This window comes from Paenibacillus rhizovicinus (genome assembly GCF_010365285.1).
Taxonomy (GTDB): Bacteria; Bacillota; Bacilli; order Paenibacillales; family Paenibacillaceae; genus Paenibacillus_Z; species Paenibacillus_Z rhizovicinus.
Genome location: NZ_CP048286.1, coordinates 4,600,315 through 4,618,188 on the forward strand (window position 1 = coordinate 4,600,315; position 17,874 = coordinate 4,618,188).

Sequence of the window (17,874 nt, forward strand, 5' to 3'; positions counted from 1 at the left end):
TCAATGAGCAGAAAAGTGAAATTCTCCATTATCATCCCCATGTATAACGAAGAGGCCGTCATTCAGGAAACGTACCGGCGGCTGAAAAAAGTAATGAGCAGCACCGGCCAAACCTACGAGCTGCTGTTCATCAACGACGGCAGCAAGGACCGCAGCGCCAAGATTATCGAGGAATACGGCTACTGGGACGAAACGGTGAAGCTGATCGATTTCTCCCGCAACTTCGGGCATCAGATCGCCATTACGGCAGGCATGGATTACGCCTCCGGCGATGCCGTCATCATCATCGACGCGGACTTGCAGGATCCGCCGGAGCTGATCCTGCAAATGATCGAGAAGTGGCAGGAGGGCTTCGAAGTCGTCTATGCCACGAGAGGCAAGCGCAATGGCGAGAGCCGGTTCAAAATCTGGTCGGCGTCCGCGTTTTACCGCATCCTGCGGGCATCTACCGATATCGACATTCCGGTGGACACGGGCGATTTTCGCCTCATGGACCGGAAGGTCGTCGATCAGATGAAACGGCTGCCGGAGAACAACCGGTTCGTGCGCGGACTCGTCAGCTGGGTCGGTTTTCGCCAAACCTCCATCATGTACGAGAGGGATGAGCGTCTGGCCGGCGAGACCAAATATCCGCTGCGCCGCATGATCAAGCTGTGCCTGGACGGGATTACGTCCTTCTCTTACAAGCCGCTGAAACTAGCGGGCTACATGGGCGCGGCGCTGTCGGGCATCGGGTTTCTCTTCCTGCTGTACGTGCTGTACCTGGCGATCTTCACCCATGCGACGATGAAAGGCTGGCCGTCGCTTATGGGCATCATGCTTATTTTCAACGGATTTATCTTGGTCATGCTCGGCATTCTCGGCGAATATGTCGGCCGTATCTACGATGAAACGAAAGGGCGCCCGTTGTACATCGTCCGGGACGCCTACGGCTTCGCGGCCGAAACGGCCAATAGCGCCGGCGTCGGCGTTGGCGGGAAACCGGTGCTGCCGAGGGCCGGGGGCGCGCAGCTATGAATGGCCGGCTGCTGAAATTCGGCGCCGTCGGGCTGTTGAATACCGGCGCCGATCTGCTGGTGTTCACCATGCTGACGGCAGCGGGAAGCAACGTAGTGACGGCGCAAATCATCGCTTATGCTTGCGGGATGCTGAACAGCTATCTGCTCAACCGCAGCTGGACGTTTCGTTCGAACGCCAGCCGGTCCCGCGAAATGCCGCGTTTCATCCTGCTCAATCTTGTCGTGCTGGCCTGCGTGACCTGGCTGCTGGAGCTATTGCATTCGGGAGCGGGCATGTCACTTCTGACAAGCAAGCTGGCAGCCACGGGCGCAGGCATGTTGGTCAATTACGCGGGCAGCCGTTTCTGGGTATTCGGCACTCGCGGTTATTCATCCGAAACAAGGAGTGACGCCCCATGAACATGAAAATCCGCAAAGCCGTTATCCCCGCTGCGGGACTCGGAACCCGCTTCCTTCCCGCAACGAAGGCGCAGCCGAAAGAAATGCTGCCGATCGTCGATAAGCCGGCCATTCAATATATCGTGGAAGAAGCCGTCCAAAGCGGCATTGAAAGCATCATCATCGTCACGGGACGCAACAAAAAGTCCATCGAGGATCATTTCGACAAATCGGTCGAGCTGGAGCAGCTGCTGGAGGACAAAGGCAAGCACAAGCTGCTGCAGGAAGTGCAGGCGATCAGCGGCATGGCCAGCATTCATTTCATTCGCCAGAAGGAGCCGCTCGGCCTCGGGCACGCGATCCTTTGCGCGAAACAATTCATCGGCGACGAGCCGTTCGCGGTGCTGCTCGGGGATGACATCATGGTATCGGAGCCGCCGGCGCTGTCTCGATTGATCGGCGTCTATCGGCAGACGAACCGGCAGGTCATAGGCGTAAGGGAGGTGCCGAACGAAGACGTCAGCAAGTATGGGATCGTGAAGCCGGCGTCGGCGTCGATGAATGGCGTCTATCGCATCGGCGGCCTTGTCGAGAAGCCGTCCGCGCACGAAGCGCCCTCCAACCTTGCGATCATGGGACGGTACGTGCTGAAGCCGGACATCTTCCCCGTCTTGGAACAGCTGGAGAGAGGGACGGGCGGCGAGTACCAGCTGACGGACGCCCTGCACGCCATGTGCGCATCGGACGAGTCGCTCGCGCTTACGCTAGGCGGCAAACGGTACGATATCGGCGATAAAATCGGCTACATGAAGGCGATCATCGAAGTCGGTTTGCAGCGGGAGGAGCTGCGGGACGTGCTGCTGCCCTACTTGCGCCAAATCGTAGGCGAGCAGCCGTTCCTGCAAGAGCTAATCGGCGAGAAGGCGTTCTTGAGGTAAGCCGAGGGCGTGATTTTGGCAGATCGTCCGTGTTTTTCCCCTTATCGTCCAAGAAGGCGTTGCGGATCGGGTGTATGGTTAAGGTATCCGATCAGTGAAGGGGAATGAGACGAATATGCTGCGTGCGAACATTCAGCTCAGCGAAGAGAAAGTAGCGTTTTACCGGGAAAACGGCTTCGTGCAGGTCGATAACATTCTATCGCCGGAGGAGCTTGCGGAGCTTCGCGAATATATGGACGAGACGATGAACAATCAAGGCTCCCGCGGTCTGCAAACGGACAAGGCGGAAGGCGCTTACTATAAAGTGTTGAATCAGCGCGTGAATACGTGGCGGGATCACGGGGGCATGGCGCGGTTCGTGCTCGGCGAGCGGTTCGCGGATCTGGGGAAGCAGCTGACGGGCTTCGCGGGCATCCGCTTGTTTCATGATCATGCCCTGCTGAAAATGCCCGGCGACTCCAAAGTGACGCCGTGGCATCAGGACCGTCCGTATTGGCCGATGAACGAGATGAACGCGTTCTCCATCTGGATCGCGCTCGATGACGTCGACGAGAACAACGGGTGCATGATGTTCGTGCCGAAATCGCAGCGCATCCGCAATTTGAAGAGCGTCGACCTCGTGTCGCCGGAAGATATCTTCGGGCAGGAGGGCGCGAAGGACGTCGACCGCAATACGGCCGTCGTATGCCGGATGAAAGCGGGCAGCGCCACCTTCCATGACGGCATGACGTTCCATTACGCCCATGCCAACAAGACGGACAAACCGCGCCGGGCGCTGGCGATCATCTTCATGGCCGACGGCACGACGTACAGCGGCGCGAATCACGTCATCACCGACGGACTCGGCTTGGAGAAGGACGATACGCTGGGCGGCGGCTTGATGCCGAAGCTGGCTTAACGGCAAGCATTTCAAATAGATAATCACATGAACAAACAGAAAGCCGGGCTGATCAGCGATGATCGGCTCGGCTTTCTTGCGATCTGCACGGCTGGTGCTGGGTGACAGACTGCCAACGAACCGGATCGATCCGGCATTGGACTGACACCGCCGACGAGTCAGCAATGGACCGCAACTGACCAACTTAACGGAGTGGCACACTGAACCGATAACGAACCGTCGTCACCGCCAACGAACCGTTAACGGTCCGTCAACGAACCGTTAACGGGCCACCAAAGAACGGCCGACGGGCCGCCAACGAACCGTTAACGGGCCACCAACGAACCGCTAACGAATCCAAAACGCCTTAATTGCCGGAAAAGCACGCCTTTTTCCAAGTAACGAATCTGAGGCACCTTATTTAGTGAGTCTGCATGCAAAAAGGTACATATTAGCGTAGATCAGCCCAATAGGAACGCTGAGATTCGTTACGTTTCAAAATGGGCACAAAAGGGACGAATAGCGCTAACTGGATTCGTTAGAGCGGAGGCTAGCAATCTGAGTCAGCCGGGCGCCAAGCATCGAGCGCGAAGCGCCTAGCACCAGCATCAACGCCGGGCCGGGTACTAAACTAGTATCGAGCGCGAAGCAAGAGCACCGAGTGCTTAGGCGAATCCTGTAAGTGTCATCAGCATCATCAGCATGAGTCATTCGCGTGGTCCTACAGCTCCTTGACCATCCGCCGGTAATCGCTGCCGCCGATGCGAATGACGTCGGCCTCGACATAACCGCTGCGCAGGTAAATGCCATGCGCCCGCTCGTTGCACGACTCGACGATCAGTGCCGTCCGCTCGAATCCAAGCTCCTTCGCCCGCTGCTCGGCCGCGGCCATAAGCGCCTTCGCGATTCCTTGGCCGCGGAAGGCTTCGTCGACGGCCAGCGCGTCCAGATAAAACTCGCCGTCCATCGCTTCCCGGACGATATGCCGCTCCGCTTCTCCGAAATCCCGCCGCATCCGCGCGAGGAAAGGCTCGTCCAGCAGCTGCGCGTCATTGCCGGAATAGGCGACGAGCATGCCGGCGATCCGGCCGTCGCGTTCCTCCACGATAATATGGTCGCAGCTGACCCGATTGCCCGGCTGCTTGAAGAAATCCGTCAGCCGTCTGGCAGCATCGGCATCGTCCGAAGCGCCCGTAAGCAGGTAGGCGATCGAGCCGATCGCCTCTTGCAGCAGCGGGATGACTTCGGGCGCGTCATCTAACGCGGCTCTTCGCGTGCTCATTCTCTTCTCGTCCTCCCATGGATCAGGGCAAATCTCGCCTGAACGCCGCTTTATTGCTCTCGTCATTCATAATACCGCTATTATGGCGAATACAGGAAGCTTTCATTCCGATGAAGGCGGTCGCCGCAGCGGGAATTTAGGCCGAAACCGCCGTCATGAATGACAGTGGAGGACAATACCCTAATGAATAAGGAAGCTATTATTCGTAGGGGGATGCGGGCATGGAATGGTACCTGAAGGTGCTGCGGGAATACGTGAATTTCTCCGGAAGGGCAAGGCGCACGGAGTATTGGATGTACATTCTGATCAGCTTCGTCGTATCGATCATACTGGCTATCATTGACGCCATACTCGGCGCCGACCGGCTGCTCTCGTGGTTATATTCGCTGGCGGTGCTGCTGCCATCGCTGGGTGTTGTCGTACGCAGGCTGCACGATATCGGGCGATCGGGCTGGTGGTATCTCATCATCTTGATTCCGGTCATAGGCGCCATCGTGATTCTCGTCTTTACGCTGCTGGACAGCGAGCCGGGCATGAACAAATACGGGCCGAACCCGAAAGGGTATTAAGCGCCGCCAGTCCAAAGAGAAGGAGCCGTCCCTAAGGATGGCTTCTTCTCTATTCACAAGTGCGGCTGTTTGCCCGCAGCGGCAGCTTAGTCTCTTCCGGCCATGTACAGCAGCTCGGCGATCTTCTTCGGTTCCGTCTTGAACGTCGTCATATGGTCGCCGTAGCCTTGAATCAGCCGGAACTGGCCGAGACGGCTCGACATATGGGGATGCCAGCCGTAGCCCAGCCCTTGCGGCAGGACGTTATCCACCGTCAGATAGATATAGCTCTTCGGCGTCGTTAAACTGTAGAATTTCTTCAAATCCAGTTTTTCGAAGAACGGCCCGGCCGGTTCCGGCTTGATGCCGGCGTATAGCTGCTGCGCCAACTCTAAGCTCGCCAAATTGACGAAAGCGTCGCGGAAGAACGCGAACGGCAGCAGGAGGGTGTTGTTCCCGGACGCCTTGATGAGCTGGGCGAAGAAGGCGAGCGCTTCGGGCGGAAATTCATCGATGAGGCTGCCGCCGTCCTTGACGACGAAGCCGTCGATGAAGACGATCCGCTTGAGCCGATCCGGCACGAGCTCCGCGGCTTTCTGGACGACCGAGCCTCCGAAGCTGTGTCCGACCAGCACGACGTTATGCAGATCAAGCGCTTCGATGTCATCCGCCACGGCTTGCGACATCATGCCGTGCGTCGCCGTCGTGTTGGCGAAGTCCGCACCATGCCCCGGATATTCAGGGACGTAGACACTATGGCCTTGCTTGCGCAGCTCCGCGGCGACGCCGTCCCAGAAGCCGGCGTCGGCCCAGGCGCCGTGGACGAGCACGAACGTCAGCGGCTGTTCTTTGCGGCGAACCGCTTCACCGCGGTAATCCGTTGCCCAGGGCTGCACTTGCGGAACGTAATAGTACGTCATCGGAGGATAATAGCCTCCATATCCTCCATATTGGGCGTACGGATTGTACGGGATCGTCGAATAAGGAATCATGTGATCGGATGTTCCTTTCCTAAACACAAGAATGTATAAGTTTCACCGTGTTTACTATACGCCCAGCCGCCTAGGAGTGTGATCCTGCTTGTGAAGATCCATCCCGAGAACTGCAATCCCCCGCAGCCCTGACCGCAACCGGTCGGGGCTTTTTTTGCGTTTGCGAGCAAATTCCGGCGCGGGCGAAAGCCATCAGCCGCAGCCGCTCGAATAGGCATTCAGCCGTAGCTATCAAACGTCACACCGGGATATTTGCCAGCAATTGATAGGAGATGGTTTTCATAGAGTTAGGGTGATTGACCAGTACGAGCTATATGTCATGCACGTATAAATACAGTACATCCTTGTTTTCTGCGCATCCCGGAGAGGGAATCTATGAAAACCGCTGCGTAGTACAGTCATTATGTTGCTAGCGCAGACAGCAATGGACGAAACCATTCTTAAACGGAAAGAGAGGTTGAGTCATGCATGATTTAATGGTTATGACGACGATTTGTTCGTTTTTCCTTACTATCGCCTTCATCTTCTTGCGTCCGAACGTTAACGAAGCGATACCTGCGTCCGTCGGCGCATTATTCGTCCTCCTGAGCGGCAGCGTTTCCCTGTCCGATCTCGGGAGCATAACCGAAACGATCAGCGGCGCTGCGATTACAATCATAGCGACGATCGTCATGGCAATCGTGCTGGAGAGCTTCGGCTTCTTCTATTGGGCCGCGGAAATATTAGCCCGCAAAGCACGAGGTTCCGGCATCCGGCTGTTCTGGCTGACGAATCTGTTCTGCTTCTTGATGACGCTGTTCGTGAATAACGACGGAAGTATTCTCATCACGACGCCGATTCTGCTTATGCTGCTGAAGAATATGGGGCTGAAAAACCACCAGAAGCTCCCGTATCTCATCTCGGGCGCCATCATCGCGACGGCTTCCAGCGCGCCGATCGGCGTCAGTAACATCGTTAATCTGATCGCGCTCAAAATCGTTCACATGAGCCTCTACATGCACACGGCCATGATGTTCGTTCCCGCGTCGCTCGGACTGGTGCTCTTGTCGGTGCTGCTGTATCTGACATTCTACAAGACGCTGCCGAAGAAGGTGCCGACGGCGGCGCACGGCTTTATGCCGGGCAGTCACCCGCTGAAGGACGTGTATCAAAGCAAGAACCGCAACAAATTCATGCGCAACGTGCTGATCTTCGTCTTTTGCGTTCGGGTAAGCCTCTTCGTCGCTTCCTACGTCGGTTTTCCCGTATCGCTGATGGCGGTGATCGGATCGTCCGTATTGCTGGCTTGGCGGTGGTTCCATCTGAAGATCACCCCGCTGGACATGCTGAAGAAAACACCGTGGTATATTCTGATTTTCGCCTTCGGCATGTACGTCATTATCTATGGCTTGAACAACATCGGTCTGACGGATTATCTGATCAAGCTGCTTCATCCGATCGTCACCGGAAGCCTGCTGAACGCGAGCGTGATGATGGGAGCGCTGCTGACCGTGCTGTCCAACGTATTCAACAATCACCCCGCGCTGATGGTCGGCACGCTGACGCTGACGCATATGGGGCTGGATCCGGTTACGCTGAAAATTTCCTACCTTGCCAGCGTAATCGGGAGCGACATGGGTTCTCTGCTGCTGCCGATCGGCACGCTCGCTACGTTAATGTGGATGCATATCGTGAGGAAAGGCGGCGTCAAGATCAGCTGGCTGCAATATTTGCGCGTTACGATCATCGCGATTCCGATTACGGTCATCGTCACGCTGGCGCTGTTGTCCTTCTGGGTGTCGTGGTTATTCTAAAAAGGAGAGGACGGGAGAGGACGGGAAGGGAAGGAGGGATGCTCCCTATATAGAGAAAGAAGCACAAAAAAAAAAGAGATCTTCAGCATTGAAGATCCGAGTGAGGAGAGTACAACAACAGTTTATGTCGCGCGGCCGCGATTAGTGAGAGAAAATAAAGTTCTTTATCGGAAATCCAGTAAAATCAAGGGTTTTATTGGGTTCAAAACCGGCGACAAAAATTTAAAGTTGTTTAATGAAAATGAGATTCAACCAACAACTCGGCTGAAATTGTGAAAATAAAGTTGATTAATCAGGGGCAGTAATAAGCCCAAATTAAATGTAAAGTTGTTTAATGCTAAATGGCAGCCAGAACATCATGCGGACCAAAACAAACAAAAGTGCCCAACCCTTGCAATAAAGCAAGGTTGGGCACTTTTGTTTCGTGTGATCAGCCGTGGTTGGACTAAACACTTTCCCATCGGAGCAACTAACAGCTGAATCAGGCTGCGGTCCAATAAATTAACAACTTCTCGTTTTGCCAAGACATAGTTACAAGAGCAAGCATATTTTCAGTTAGTTCAGATAACCTCTTTATAGAACGTTTGGCTGGTGAGGTCTCCTCCCTAAATGAACGCTCAGTTTTATTTGGGATTTACTCATTTAGAGGAGGTAATTTGAAGGAGGATAAAGCTCAACCGGCATAAAATTGGCTACATCGTAATGCAATCCCTTATTGAGCACTTGCGAATTGGCGGGAGATGTTTCGGTATACGGTTGGAGACAACCCTCTCTTAGCCGTAAATTGTTTGATGAAGTAAGTGTCATACTCAAATCCGGTGGCACGCGCAATTTCGTTCAAGCTCATACCTGTATGGGTGAGAAGATTCCCCGCAACTTTCAAACGGTGTTGTAACAAATATCCCATTGCTGTACTTCCGCATCTTTCCTGAAACATCCTATTCAGCGACACACGATTCAAATGTGCGCATTTCGTTAAACCTTCCAAGGTGACTTTATCGGCATAGTTGGTATGTATATATTCCAACACTAAATCAACAGGGGATTGTTCGCTGTGACGGTTCAAATCCTCAAGCAAGCCCAATATCTGGATAAGATATTTTTTGATTCTACACACCCAGTCTGCATCGCTTTGCGCATACACTTCAGTCCCAAGCACAAAAAACCACTCAAATAATTGCGGGTAGGCTTTCTCGGTAACAAAAGGTACTTCAGTGCGTGTTGGATTGCTCTGAAAAAACGTAAGACCTGTTTGTATTTTGAAATGGCTAGGAAAATAGTCTTCTGTTTCAGAAATCGGTACGCGTGGGGTATTAAGAAAGTCTGGATGATAACTGAATGATTGCGCAGAAGCATTATGCTTTTCATTTATTTGTATCGTATCAGTTTCGGACAAACAGAGAACGCCGGGTGCAGTAATCGCTATTGGTCTATCGTTGAGTACCCCGTTGATGCTGCCGGACGTAATAAAGATTATAGTAAAACGCTCCGGATAGGGAAGGCCGTTCAAATCCTCAGCGGTAATAAATTCAATATTTACAGTCCTGTCTTTGTGACGGTCAATTTGCGGCATGTTTCTCTCCTGACAAATAGTATAGTCAATTACTTCACTTATAACAGTGTACCACAAAGATAAGAACGATATACTGATGACTGAGACAAAGAAAGGTGGTTTATTATTATGGCAATCAACATTGCGATAAATGGTTTTGGTAGAATTGGCAGGCTTGCCTTTCGGCAGCTTTTTGGTGCAGAAGGATACCAGATTGTCGCTATCAATGACCTGACAAGTCCAAAGATGCTTGCGCATTTGCTAAAACACGACACAACGCAGCGAAATTATGATGAAACGATTGATTACAGTGATAACAGCTTGACCGTGAAAGATGTGGATATTCCGATTTATGCCGAAAGAGATCCCGGCAAACTCCCATGGAAAGAATTGCAAGTTGATTTAGTCTTGGAGTGTACAGGCCTTTTCGCATCAAAAAAAGCATCTACAGCTCATATTGAAGCAGGTGCAAAAAAAGTGGTCATCTCAACCGTTGCCGGGAAAGATATTCCTACTATTGTATATGGGGTTAATGAACACGAACTAACTAAAGAGGATACTATAGTTTCGGCCGCATCCTGCACCACGAACTGCCTGGCTCCAATGGTCTATTACCTTAACGAGCTTTCGCCGATTAAAAAAGGTTTTATGACGACGATACATGCTTATACAAACGACCAGAATACCCTTGATGGCCCTCACTCCAAAGGTGACTTGCGCCGGGCGCGCGCTGCGGCTGGTAACATCATCCCAACGTCAACCGGGGCAGCAAAAGCAATAGGGCTCGTCATCCCTTCTTTGGATGGCAAACTGGATGGTGTGTCCCAAAGAGTGCCGGTTATGGCTGGCTCCCTGACAGAATTGACAGTAGTCGTGGACGGACCGGTAACTGCGGAGCAGGTCAACGAGAAGATGAAGCAGTCCCAGTCGGAGCAATACGGATATACAGAGGAAGAGCTTGTTTCGTCCGATATTATTGGTATGGCCTACGGCAGCTTGTTTGACGCCACGCAAACAAATGTAATGGAACTAGGAACAGATACTCTGGTGAAATTAGCTGCATGGTATGATAACGAAAACTCCTTTACCAGCCAAATGATCCGCACCGCCAAATATCTTGCTGAATTGTGATGGTAAGCTGGCCATTTCTGCATAAACAATTAAGACGCTCTGGATGTTCAACTCCAAAGCGTCTTTTTATGTCAGCGTTTCGTGTCCCTCCATGTTAAGATCTCGATTAAAGATCTTTATTTTTAACAAATAACACCTTTCAGGCATTTCATTAAAGAATTATATTTTACGCTAAAGAACTTTATTTTCAATTAAAGAACTTTATTTTCCCTTACCAGCGATTCGTTATGGGTGGATTGACATTGAATTGTAACGGAACTGCAATGCCATTTTCATGTTCTTTTAATCTTCGGTGCCTATAATAAGTCTCAACCCCCTATTATATAGATTGACTTCAGACCCGCAGCCCGTTGCTGCGGGTCTCTTTTTTGTTGTTTTGGGTTATGGCTGCTCTTGCTGCTGCGACGGCGGACACATCATGTGAATGCCGTCCGATTGGAACGGGGAGGCTTCGGTCAGGCTGTTTAGCGAGACGGTTTCTTCCTTGTCCGGCTGGTCAAGCGGATAAATCCGGGCCGTATCGTTCTCGGCGTCGACATGCTGGATATAGACGGGAACGCCGTCGCAGGTGACGTCGGCCATGACGGATGATTCCGCGATTTCTTGCGCGCGTTGTTTGTTCATGCTGCGGCCTCCTGTAAGTGGGTTGTTCAGTCGAAAATGCGGATATCGGGAGTTGTTGAAGTTGTTGATCGGCAGAGTCGGAATCCATCATGCCGCAATCGCAAGAATCGCGAGACGGCATGTGCGTACAGCTTAATTTGCCGCTTCGCGGTGCGGGATTATACATTACGCTGGAAAAGCATTTCAGAACGAGGATTCGGCTTTCGGTTTGCCTCAGATGTTTCGGGAGCGCTTGCAGTCGTATTGTCAATGCCCGGAAAATCTGGCATATTGGGAGTAATCAAGGGAATTGCGGACTCATTCCGGGGAGGCGATCAATGATGGAGACATACATGCTGGCGCTGGATCAGGGCACGACGAGCACGCGCGCGCTGCTGGTAGATCGCAATGGCGCGATCGCGGGCATGGCGCGGCAGGAGCTGCCGCTGCAATATCCGCATTCCGGCTGGGTCGAGGCGGATGCCGATTTTATATGGGAATCGTCGCTTCGCGTCATCCGGCAGCTGCTGCGGGATACGGGCGTCGCGGCGGACCGGATCGCCGGACTCGGCATCACGAATCAGCGCGAAACGACCGTCGTATGGGATCGTGCAACGGGAACGCCCGTCTACCCGGCGATCATCTGGCAGTCCCGCCAATCGGCAGAGATATGCGAACGGCTCACTTCGCAAGGGCACGGGGATGCGGTCAGAGAACGGACCGGGCTGCGGATCGATCCGTATTTCTCGGGCACGAAGGCGGCCTGGGTGCTGGAGAACGTCGAAGGCGCTCGCGAGCGGGCCGAGGCCGGAGAGCTGTTGTTCGGCACGATCGATACGTGGCTGATCTGGAAGCTGACGGGCGGAACCGCGCACGTGACGGACGTGACGAACGCGTCGCGCACGCTGATGTACAATATTTACGAGCTGGCATGGGACGATACGATGCTGGCGATGCTGAATGTTCCGAAAGCGATGCTGCCGGAGGTGAGGTCCTCGTCGGAGGTCTACGGGCATACGCTGCCAGCGCTGTTCGGCGGCCGGCCGATTCCGATCGCGGGCGTGGCCGGCGACCAGCAGGCAGCGCTGTTCGGGCAGGCCTGCTTCGACCAAGGCAGCGTGAAGAATACTTACGGCACGGGCTGCTTCATGTTGATGAATACCGGCGAAACGCCGGTGGCGTCCCGGAACGGCCTGCTGACGACGATCGCATGGCAGCTGGACGGACGTGCGGAATATGCGCTGGAAGGCAGCGTATTCGTTGCCGGGGCGGCCATTCAATGGCTGCGCGACGGCCTTGGCATGATCGCTTCGTCCGCCGAATCGGCGGCTATTGCGGCGCCTTCAAGCGACGGGGTGTATGTCGTTCCCGCCTTCGTCGGCTTGGGAACGCCGTATTGGAACAGCGACGTCCGCGGGGCGATGTTCGGTTTGACGCGCGGCACGACGAAGGCTCATATCGTCCGCGCGGTGCTGGAGTCGCTTGCTTACCAGACCAAGGATGTGTTGACGGTCATGGAGTCGGAGTCGGGCTTGACGCTTCATTCCCTGTCCGTCGATGGCGGAGCGGTGGCGAACGATCCGCTGATGCAGTTCCAGAGCGACCTGCTCGGCGTGCCGATCGAGCGTCCGGTCGTGAACGAGTCGACGGCGCTCGGCGCGGCTTTCCTGGCGGGCCTTGCCGTCGGCTATTGGCAGGACCGCAGCGAAATTCGCAGCCTGCGGCAGGTGGATCGGCTCTTCCGGCCCGCTATGGAAGAGGAGCGGCGGATGCGGCTGTACGGAGGGTGGCTGCGCGCGGTGAAAGCGGCCATGGCTTTCTCCGAATGAGCGGCCGGATAGCTCGGGACAGGGACAGGGATAGGGATAGTACTAGGGATAGGAATGGGGAAGCCACGAGTATTGCTGCCGTTCCTCGGATGCCGTACAGGTGTCCGGGGAGCTGCGGTTTGTCGTGGTTTTCTTGCATGAACAGCCGTGTTCAGCAGGCGTTGATGAGCAGCATCGACGTCTCCGGCGTACACTGATCGGGAAGGGCAGGAGCAGAATCATGACGACAATGACGAGGAATGGCCGGTTTGCCGCGGAAGACCGGTTGTCTCTATTGATGGATATGGCGAAGAAGCCCGTGGATGTGCTCGTCATCGGGGGCGGCATAACGGGAGCGGGCATCGCGCTGGATGCCGCGGCGCGGGGGCTGCGGACGGCGGTCGTGGAAATGCAGGATTTTGCCGCCGGCACTTCAAGCCGTTCGACCAAGCTGGTGCATGGCGGACTGCGGTATTTGAAGCAATTCGAGGTCGGCGTCGTAGCCGAGGTCGGCAAAGAACGCGCCGTCGTCTACGAGAACGGTCCGCACGTGACGACGCCGGAATGGATGCTGCTGCCGCTGTATGCCGGCGGCACGTTCGGCAAGCTGTCCACGAGCATCGGCTTGCGCGTGTACGATTTTCTGGCAGGGGTCAAAAGGAGCGAGCGCCGCGAGATGCTGAGCCGGCGGCGGACGCTGGAGAAGGAGCCGCTGCTGAAGCGGGAAGGGTTGAAGGGCGGCGGCTACTACGTCGAGTACCGGACGGACGATGCGCGTCTGACGATCGAGGTGATGAAGAAGGCCGTTCAGCATGGCGCCGGAGCCGTCAACTACGCCAAGGTGGAAGAGCTGCGCTATGACGGGAACGGGCAACTGACCGGCGCGGTCGTCCGGGACTTGATCGGCGGCGGCAGCTATACGGTTCAAGCCGACAAGATCGTCAACGCCACGGGACCCTGGGTCGATCAGTTGCGCGAGATGGACGGCTCCAAGCAGGGCAAGACGCTGCGGCTGACGAAAGGCGTCCATCTCGTGTTCGACGGGAGCCGCTTCCCGCTGCGACAGGCGGTCTACTTCGATACGCCCGACGGACGGATGGTGTTCGCGATTCCGCGCGAAGGCAAGACGTATTTCGGCACGACGGACACGAACTATGCCGGCGATACGGAGCATCCGACGATGTCGGCGGCGGATCGCCGCTACTTGATCGAGGCGGCGGACTTTATCTTCCCGAGCCTCGCTTTGACCGAGGCGGACGCGGAATCGAGCTGGGCCGGCCTGCGTCCGCTCATCCAGCAGGAGGGCAAGTCGCCGTCCGAAATCTCGCGGCGGGACGAAATCTTCGTGTCGCCGTCGGGCCTCATCTCCATTGCCGGCGGCAAGCTGACGGGCTACCGCAAGATGGCGGAGACGGTCGTGGACAAAATCTCCGAGCTGCTGCGGCAGGAAGGCAAGCGTCCGCTGCCGGCGAGCGGAACGAAAACGATCCCGGTCTCCGGCGGCGACCTTGGCGGCTCTCGCAATTTCGAAGCGTTCGTCCGCACGAAGACGGGCGAAGGCCAGCGGCAGGGCTTCACGCCGCTCGAAGCGGAGTTTCTGGCGCGGCGCTATGGCTCCAATGCTCCGCAGTTGTTCGCGCTGGCCGCGCCGACGAGGCAATGGGCCGCGAAGCACGGGCTGCCGCAAGCGCTGGCGGTCCGGCTGCGGTATGCGATGGACGCGGAAATGGCGGCGAAGCCGGCCGATTTCCTCGTTCGCCGGACTGGCGACATGTACTTCCGCATCGCTGAGGTGCGCAAGTGGAAGGATGCCGTCGTCGCCGCGATGGCGGAGCGGCTGCAGTGGACGGCCGAGCAGCGCGCGGCATACGCCGCTGAGGTGGAGCGGAAGCTGGCGGAAGCGGTGCAGCCGGGGGAGGAGTAGGATAGAGCTTCTCCCTTTCTATGCATGGTTGGGCAGGTACAGTCGAACCTCTCGGGCTTATAGTGCGTGTAGTGATTCCATAGCTTGCTGACGCATGCTATGATTTGTTTGTTGAAAGCGATTCCATTTATTGACTACTATGAAATAATGAGAGGACATGCCATGAAATCTATGAGATTTGATAGCTTAACGATTCAAGCGATCTTCGATAAGCATAGTCTCGGACGAATTGATCGTATCGAATATTCGGATCGGGGGATCGTGAATCCTTGTGTTTTTATTAACGATAATTATGTAGTAAGAGTAAATGCTAGAGACGTGGAACTCCCGAAATTCGACAATGAGCAGCAAGCGCTTCAAATGATGAAATCCGAAGGCATACCGGTTCCGGATGTTTATGTATTTGATAACAGCCATGACCATTTACCGTATGAAATATTGATTACAAGCAAGATGCCGGGCATTGATATGTGGAAAGCGTTGGAGACGGCTGACGCTGAATCAACAATCAAGTTGGCCTATGACTCGGGCGTTTTGCTTGCCAAAATTCATGCCATTCAACAAGATAAGTTTGGAGAGCTCGCCCTCTCGTCTGCTAATCGATATGGCAGCTGGCAGGAGTATTTGGTAACAGGCATGAAGCAAAGAACCAATCGTTGCCTGAAGCTTGGAATTGTAACTCCCGAGGAAGCCGGGCGTTATGTCGGCGTATTCGAGAGAGCGACTAGATTGTTCAGTGGAATAGCGGCAGCATCGTTGGTCCACAACGATTATCACTTTGCGAACGTACTGTGCGCAGACGGAGAGATTACGGCTATTCTAGATATGGAGTGGTCGATTGCCGGCGATCCGGAGTTCGACTTCAAATCCCTGAATCCCAAGGATGTATTCGCGGATGCATGGGAGATGCAGCAGGCATTCATGGCAGGTTATTCAACCCTGCGCAAGCTGTCACCTTTATTCGATACCAAGCAGCTCTATTATCAGCTCTTTGAAACAGTCGAGCTCATTTCGGTGGCCTATCTGCATTGGGGAGAGGAATCCTACCAGAGGTTCAAAGCTAGCGCCAAGTCATGGTTGGAGCAGATTGAAGCTGCATGGTCAACAGGAGACTAGAAGAAGTACTATGCTGGACTCGAAAACAGGGCATTGAATTGCCAAAGCGCATATATGCATTAGATTCCGCGGTTAACGCGGTTTTTTATATTTAGGATCTGGCGCTAAACGGTCAGTATGCACTAATGCACTTTCTCTAAAACAAATGGTATAATTAGGAAGTTATGAAGAGCAAGGAATTTAATCGATGCTTGGCCCAACTACCGGAATGCAGGGGGAAAAGAGATGCTTAAAGGATATCAAATGCCCGAAACTTTACAGCGATTGTTTCAGATAGACGAGCAATTGAAAGCACAGTATGGAGAAAGCTACGAGTTTTTGGGGGCTAAGCTATGCTTTGGAGAGGAGGGGTATGATTGTACGCCAGATGAAGCAATTGTCTTCTTGTGGACGGGGGTTGACGGGGATCACTTCGCTTTTCTTACTGATGGAGTAACTGTAGATTCGTTAGAAGATGCGCCTATTTTATTTATACAGCCGATGGATTTTGATGACCCCTATAAACCTGTTGCGAGAAACATAAAGGAGTTTCTAGCTCTTTATGTACAATTGAAAGAACCCTATCTCTTCGAGTGTTTACCGAGCTACGAGACTGAAGAGGAATTTGTGCAGCACTATAAAGAAAATTTTGAAGAGGGAATCCTAGAGCACGAAGAGGAGCAGAAGACTGTCATATCAGCCATCGAGCAGCATATTCAACTCCCCGAAATTGTAGGGGTATTTGCCTACATTCAGGATCTTAAAGCATTGTTCCAACAGAGACTTCAAGATTTACAGGAAAAATACGTTCTTGATTAACCTAACTGGAGACGATAACTCAACTTTCGAAAGCAGCTGGTCATGGAAAATGATCAGCTGCCTTCGTTCAACTCCTAACGTGAATTTAGTTAATTAATCCAATGTTTAGTTGCGGTGATCCGTATGCTAAAATTAAGCGGATTTCCTGTTCATTTGGAATGGATTCAATTAGGGGGTAAATCATTGCTAATGGAAAATACATCAGCGCTTGGTGAAATAAGTACAGTTTTACAATCCAGGTATGGTTGTAAATTGGTACGACTAAACGGTGGATATACTAATATGACGTTTTTATTGGAGGGAACTAGCCCCTTATTAGTAGCAAAGGTAACAGGGCTACTGTATCCTGATACTTTGAATGAGATCAGTTCATTGAATCTTCTCGTAAAATCGGGAATTACCCCCATCATCCATGACGTACTTGATATCGCTAATTTGAGCATCGTATTGATGGAGTACAGAATAGGGGAAAATGGTCAGTCGATCTTGGACTCAGGTAATTTAGATCGAATGAAGATTGTTTATAAGAAACTGGGTCAATTTCTTGCTTCTCGAATTCATTCGAAACCGCTAGCTGACAGCGATCATGGGATTCGTAGGAGTAATATTGAAAACCTAAAATTAAATCTAGAGGCAGAATTCGTACCTGAAAACCTGATTAGTCAATCAAGAATTGTTCTGTCAAGCATAGATGTTAACGAACAGAACTGGGTTTTAACTCATGGTGATTACGGTCCACATAACATTTTGACTGATGATAAAAATAATTTCAGTGTCTTAGACTGGGAATGGGCTGAGTGGGGAAATCCGCTAAACGATGTGGCTTGGGTCTGTTGGTTCACAAAACTTCACTATCCCTTACTAGCACCAATCTTGAATAGAACGTTTATCGACGAATATATCTTGCATAACCCTATGCCTATTACTCCGAATCAACTTAAAGCATGTAGTTTGTATAAGGCGTGGAATGTAATTTATAGAGTTCGTGATGCAACTCCAGAAGTGAAAAAGGAATGGTTACGACGTTTAGAATGGACTCTTAACAGTGATTTTTCATATGTGGTAAGTTGAGCTCCCTCGAAATGGTTCATGCCTCAGTCGCATAAAATGCGGCT

The 17,874-nt window shown here is 53.2% G+C and carries 15 protein-coding genes and 1 pseudogene; 12 read left to right on the forward strand and 4 right to left on the reverse strand.

Annotated features, from left to right (window positions below; translation table 11 throughout):
• Positions 1-3 precede the first annotated feature (3 nt).
• From GZH47_RS20610 to GZH47_RS20625, 4 genes are all read left to right on the forward strand, one after another.
• On the forward strand, positions 4-1,017 hold the full coding sequence (locus GZH47_RS20610) for a glycosyltransferase family 2 protein (protein WP_162642802.1): 1,014 nt from the start codon (positions 4-6) through the stop codon (positions 1,015-1,017).
• Positions 1,014-1,418 (forward strand): GtrA family protein, encoded by a 405-nt coding sequence (locus tag GZH47_RS20615; protein WP_225446148.1) that lies wholly within the window; start codon positions 1,014-1,016, stop codon positions 1,416-1,418. The genes GZH47_RS20610 and GZH47_RS20615 overlap by 4 nt, the downstream gene beginning before the upstream one ends.
• A gap of 2 nt (positions 1,419-1,420) precedes the next feature.
• Complete coding sequence (gene galU / locus GZH47_RS20620) at positions 1,421-2,335, forward strand: UTP--glucose-1-phosphate uridylyltransferase GalU (RefSeq protein ID WP_162645349.1); 915 nt, start codon at positions 1,421-1,423, stop codon at positions 2,333-2,335.
• A gap of 115 nt (positions 2,336-2,450) precedes the next feature.
• Positions 2,451-3,233, forward strand: a complete 783-nt coding sequence (locus tag GZH47_RS20625; RefSeq protein WP_162642803.1) for a phytanoyl-CoA dioxygenase family protein — start codon at positions 2,451-2,453, stop codon at positions 3,231-3,233.
• 700 nt (positions 3,234-3,933) lie between these two features.
• On the opposite strand, the gene GZH47_RS20630 is transcribed toward GZH47_RS20625, so the two are convergent.
• Positions 3,934-4,494 carry a GNAT family N-acetyltransferase gene (locus tag GZH47_RS20630; protein WP_162642804.1) on the reverse strand — a complete coding sequence of 187 codons (561 nt, stop codon included), beginning with the start codon at positions 4,492-4,494 and terminating at the stop codon, positions 3,934-3,936.
• 221 nt (positions 4,495-4,715) lie between these two features.
• Between GZH47_RS20630 and GZH47_RS20635 the strand changes: the two genes are divergently transcribed.
• Positions 4,716-5,063 carry a DUF805 domain-containing protein gene (locus tag GZH47_RS20635; RefSeq protein ID WP_162642805.1) on the forward strand — a complete coding sequence of 116 codons (348 nt, stop codon included), beginning with the start codon at positions 4,716-4,718 and terminating at the stop codon, positions 5,061-5,063.
• Between the two features lie 86 nt (positions 5,064-5,149).
• Here GZH47_RS20635 and GZH47_RS20640 read toward each other — a convergent pair whose 3' ends face one another.
• On the reverse strand, positions 5,150-6,034 hold the full coding sequence (locus GZH47_RS20640; protein ID WP_162642806.1) for an alpha/beta fold hydrolase: 885 nt from the start codon (positions 6,032-6,034) through the stop codon (positions 5,150-5,152).
• 464 nt (positions 6,035-6,498) lie between these two features.
• Between GZH47_RS20640 and GZH47_RS20645 the strand changes: the two genes are divergently transcribed.
• Complete coding sequence (locus GZH47_RS20645; protein WP_162642807.1) at positions 6,499-7,827, forward strand: arsenic transporter; 1,329 nt, start codon at positions 6,499-6,501, stop codon at positions 7,825-7,827.
• Between the two features lie 712 nt (positions 7,828-8,539).
• Here GZH47_RS20645 and GZH47_RS20650 read toward each other — a convergent pair.
• Positions 8,540-9,400 (reverse strand): helix-turn-helix domain-containing protein, encoded by an 861-nt coding sequence (locus GZH47_RS20650; RefSeq protein WP_162642808.1) that lies wholly within the window; start codon positions 9,398-9,400, stop codon positions 8,540-8,542.
• A gap of 108 nt (positions 9,401-9,508) precedes the next feature.
• On the opposite strand from GZH47_RS20650, the gene gap reads away from it, so the two are divergent.
• Complete coding sequence (gene gap, locus GZH47_RS20655; RefSeq protein WP_162642809.1) at positions 9,509-10,510, forward strand: type I glyceraldehyde-3-phosphate dehydrogenase; 1,002 nt, start codon at positions 9,509-9,511, stop codon at positions 10,508-10,510.
• 450 nt (positions 10,511-10,960) lie between these two features.
• On the opposite strand, the pseudogene GZH47_RS20660 reads toward gap, so the two are convergent.
• Positions 10,961-11,134: pseudogene (locus GZH47_RS20660) on the reverse strand (H-type small acid-soluble spore protein); the annotation flags it as partial.
• Positions 11,135-11,454: 320 nt separating this feature from the next.
• Between GZH47_RS20660 and glpK the strand changes: the two are divergent.
• The 5 genes from glpK (at position 11,455) to GZH47_RS20685 (ending at position 17,830) form a co-directional block, all read left to right on the forward strand.
• Positions 11,455-12,942 (forward strand): glycerol kinase GlpK, encoded by a 1,488-nt coding sequence (gene glpK / locus GZH47_RS20665; RefSeq protein ID WP_162645350.1) that lies wholly within the window; start codon positions 11,455-11,457, stop codon positions 12,940-12,942.
• Positions 12,943-13,162: 220 nt separating this feature from the next.
• A complete protein-coding gene (locus GZH47_RS20670) occupies positions 13,163-14,845 on the forward strand; it encodes a glycerol-3-phosphate dehydrogenase/oxidase (protein ID WP_318653375.1) in 1,683 nt (560 codons plus the stop codon).
• A gap of 162 nt (positions 14,846-15,007) precedes the next feature.
• Positions 15,008-15,961, forward strand: coding sequence for a phosphotransferase family protein (locus tag GZH47_RS20675; RefSeq protein WP_162642811.1), 954 nt, complete (start codon positions 15,008-15,010; stop codon positions 15,959-15,961).
• Between the two features lie 225 nt (positions 15,962-16,186).
• Positions 16,187-16,759 (forward strand): hypothetical protein, encoded by a 573-nt coding sequence (locus GZH47_RS20680; RefSeq protein WP_162642812.1) that lies wholly within the window; start codon positions 16,187-16,189, stop codon positions 16,757-16,759.
• 189 nt (positions 16,760-16,948) lie between these two features.
• A complete protein-coding gene (locus GZH47_RS20685; protein WP_162642813.1) occupies positions 16,949-17,830 on the forward strand; it encodes an aminoglycoside phosphotransferase family protein in 882 nt (293 codons plus the stop codon).
• Positions 17,831-17,874: the final 44 nt, after the last annotated feature.

What these genes read in the sequence shown, in the direction of transcription:
- glpK (WP_162645350.1), top strand. Translation starts at nt 11,455, where the DNA reads ATGGAGACATACATGCTGGCGCTGGATCAGGGCACGACGAGCACGCGC.
- galU (WP_162645349.1), top strand. Translation starts at nt 1,421, where the DNA reads ATGAAAATCCGCAAAGCCGTTATCCCCGCTGCGGGACTCGGAACCCGC.
- GZH47_RS20635 (WP_162642805.1), top strand. Translation starts at nt 4,716, where the DNA reads ATGGAATGGTACCTGAAGGTGCTGCGGGAATACGTGAATTTCTCCGGA.
- GZH47_RS20680 (WP_162642812.1), top strand. Translation starts at nt 16,187, where the DNA reads ATGCTTAAAGGATATCAAATGCCCGAAACTTTACAGCGATTGTTTCAG.
- GZH47_RS20640 (WP_162642806.1), bottom strand. Translation starts at nt 6,034, where the DNA reads ATGATTCCTTATTCGACGATCCCGTACAATCCGTACGCCCAATATGGA.
- GZH47_RS20615 (WP_225446148.1), top strand. Translation starts at nt 1,014, where the DNA reads ATGAATGGCCGGCTGCTGAAATTCGGCGCCGTCGGGCTGTTGAATACC.
- GZH47_RS20645 (WP_162642807.1), top strand. Translation starts at nt 6,499, where the DNA reads ATGCATGATTTAATGGTTATGACGACGATTTGTTCGTTTTTCCTTACT.
- GZH47_RS20610 (WP_162642802.1), top strand. Translation starts at nt 4, where the DNA reads ATGAGCAGAAAAGTGAAATTCTCCATTATCATCCCCATGTATAACGAA.
- GZH47_RS20650 (WP_162642808.1), bottom strand. Translation starts at nt 9,400, where the DNA reads ATGCCGCAAATTGACCGTCACAAAGACAGGACTGTAAATATTGAATTT.
- GZH47_RS20675 (WP_162642811.1), top strand. Translation starts at nt 15,008, where the DNA reads ATGAAATCTATGAGATTTGATAGCTTAACGATTCAAGCGATCTTCGAT.
- GZH47_RS20625 (WP_162642803.1), top strand. Translation starts at nt 2,451, where the DNA reads ATGCTGCGTGCGAACATTCAGCTCAGCGAAGAGAAAGTAGCGTTTTAC.
- gap (WP_162642809.1), top strand. Translation starts at nt 9,509, where the DNA reads ATGGCAATCAACATTGCGATAAATGGTTTTGGTAGAATTGGCAGGCTT.
- GZH47_RS20670 (WP_318653375.1), top strand. Translation starts at nt 13,163, where the DNA reads ATGACGACAATGACGAGGAATGGCCGGTTTGCCGCGGAAGACCGGTTG.
- GZH47_RS20630 (WP_162642804.1), bottom strand. Translation starts at nt 4,494, where the DNA reads ATGAGCACGCGAAGAGCCGCGTTAGATGACGCGCCCGAAGTCATCCCG.
- GZH47_RS20685 (WP_162642813.1), top strand. Translation starts at nt 16,949, where the DNA reads ATGGAAAATACATCAGCGCTTGGTGAAATAAGTACAGTTTTACAATCC.